The organism is Anabaena subtropica FACHB-260 (assembly GCF_014697105.1).
Taxonomy (GTDB): domain Bacteria; phylum Cyanobacteriota; class Cyanobacteriia; order Cyanobacteriales; family Nostocaceae; genus Trichormus; species Trichormus subtropicus.
On record NZ_JACJRF010000095.1, the window covers coordinates 1 to 2,540 of the forward strand.

Genomic DNA, 2,540 nt, shown 5'->3' on the forward strand with positions numbered 1-2,540 from the left:
GGTTAAACTAAGCCAAAAAGTCGCCTTTTTGACTCGTCTTCAGAACCGTGCCTGAATCTTTCAATTCACACGGCTCCTCAATGAATTGGGACTTGTCATGTCTACCTGGCAAACTACCATCATTGGCAGTTTTCTGGTCGTGGCAATGTCGATGAAGTGCTTGTAGATTTCTATCGTTGGTTTTACCACCCAAAGATTTGGGAGTAATATGGTCGATTTCTATAATGTCTTCATCTTGAAAATATAATCCACAGTGAGGACATTTCCCTTTCTGTGCCTTAAGGAGTCTTGCAACTCTGTCAGGTAGTTCAGGATATTTCCCCATTCTGCTTCCCCAGTAAGCCCAATCTCCGTCGTAGGGACTTCTTGTTCCCTGCACCTTGGTGTGTCTAACAATATTCACATCTTGGTGTTTGATGAGCTTGTATATTTTGTCACTAGGGTTTTTACCAGAAAACCTCCATCCTTCTCCTTGGTCTACTAGCCAGTATTTTCTAGCTGTCCATTTCTTCCCTTTATTCGAGTGTCGGCGTTGCGCCCATGCGCTCAATTGTGAGTATACATGGGAGTCAATTTTGCCAAAGATGCGATTGCTGACAACTGTGGAGTAATATCTTGCCCATCCTTCAATGACGGGGTTTAATTTACCGATTAAGGCAGTTTGTTCCACCGCTTTGTGTCGGTCAATAATTTCTCCAAGTTTCTTAGTGTGGTTCTTTTGGCTCTCAGTGCTTGCGGTAATTAGGGTTTTATGCCCTAATTGATTCCCGTGAGAGTTTTTCCTAGACTTTCTTTTCCCTGCGGGAAATTGTCTAATGTTGAAGCCTAAGAAGTCAAATCCCACATTTCCTTGATGCTCATGGAGAGTGTGCGTTATTTTTGTCTTCTCAGGTTTTAGCGTTAAACCCACTTGAGACAACCATTCTGAGATGATTTCTTGACATTTGAGTACAACCTCAAGGTCTTTGTGCATTACCACAAAATCATCTGCATACCTAATAAAATTGGGACTAGGAAAATTGATAGTCCTTTTTGTTTTCGGTTCTTTAGATGTTTTGGTGGGGAATACCTCATTAATCCTGTCTTCTAGTCCGTGAAGGGCTATATTAGACAAGAGTGGTGAGATTGTACCACCTTGTGGTGTGCCTTCATCTGTAGGGAATAGCTGCTTACTATCTACTACCCCTGATTTGAGCCATGCTTTAATTTGTTTACGCATGGTTGGGAAGGTATTGAGTTTCTTGAGGATATACTCGTGGTTTATCCTGTCGAAACATTTAGCAATGTCGGCATCCAAAACGTATTTTGGTTTTTGAACAATTGCTTTGTAGATAGCTTCAATCGCATCATGACACGAACGTCCGGGTCTGAACCCATAAGAATTGGGTTCAAATTTGGCTTCCCATTCTGGCTCTAATGCCATTTTGAGAAGTGTTTGCAAAGCTCTGTCGTGTATAGTCGGTATTCCCAATGGACGTTTTTCCGCCTTTCCTGGTTTTGGTATCCAAACACGTCGGGTTGGATACGATTTACCATTAGGGCGGAGTTTTTTCACCAAGGCTAGACGTTTTTCCGGTCTTAGGGATTTTATTCCGTCAACCCCGGCTGTATTTTTACCTTGGTTTTCCTGGGTGACTTTTCTGACAGCGATACACTTTGCTGACCAGGATTTAATTAAAAGCTTCTGGAGCTTGTGGACTGTTTTGACATCGCCACGCTGTGAGGCTCTGTATATTCTCTTTTGCAGTTTAAAAACGCGCCGTTCCAATTTCTTCCAAGGGATTTCCTGCCATCTGATATCCGGCTCGGTTCCCTTGAAGACTGGTGTGTCGTTTTCCCATTCCATCCTGAATCTAAGTTCGGCTTTGGACATTTTACTACTACTCAAAACTATACATTCCAATTCACCGTGTCTACGTCAGCGTATCCTTTGGCTTTCCCAAAGGCGTTTGCTTCTTAGACAATCCTTCCTACTGTGCTGCTTGCGGTTAGCACCTGCTCAGGTTTTTCGACCTTAACCTGAGAGCAAACACAGAGGTTACTTCGTTCCTAATCTCCGTTTTGCGTTAGTTTTAGAGTCTCTCTCTCCACCGGGTTACTTTGAGGGTGCAAGGTTGAAACTCATGAATTTTCAACCCTTTGACAGCAGGCAAAAATCTACTGTCCTCTTCACCTTCCCCATTTTGGGGCAAGCCGATAATCCGCGTAGGCTTGTTGGTCATTACGATGGTTCTGTCGAGAGTTCGACCCCCAGGTCTGCTCATAACTAACTGTGCTAGAAAGGATTCTCAGTCGGACTCTGAGTTACTTCCGTTTATCCCCGCTTCACCAGTTTGATAGCTAGTCTCACCGATGGGGGATATGCTTTCACCCATGCACCTTGGGGGGAGGAATTGCCTGTGTCATTGTGTACAATGACATTTATGAGGTTCACCTCCACGAAGATTAAGTTGTCAAGGTTTTATAAAAACCCTGCGACCTATCCCTCAAACCTTTATCCATAAAGGATTTTGGTTGATTTCAGGTCAACGAATCGCACT

Annotated in this window: 2 protein-coding genes; both read right to left on the bottom strand. The window is 43.5% G+C overall.

All coding sequences use genetic code 11. The annotated features are described in order from the left end of the window. Positions 1–7: 7 nt before the first annotated feature. Positions 8–1,873 (bottom strand): group II intron reverse transcriptase/maturase, encoded by a 1,866-nt coding sequence (gene ltrA, locus H6G18_RS24425; protein WP_190409670.1) that lies wholly within the window; start codon positions 1,871–1,873, stop codon positions 8–10. Between the two features lie 199 nt (positions 1,874–2,072). Further along, positions 2,073–2,264, bottom strand: a complete 192-nt coding sequence (locus tag H6G18_RS24430; protein WP_190409671.1) for a hypothetical protein — start codon at positions 2,262–2,264, stop codon at positions 2,073–2,075. Positions 2,265–2,540: the final 276 nt, after the last annotated feature.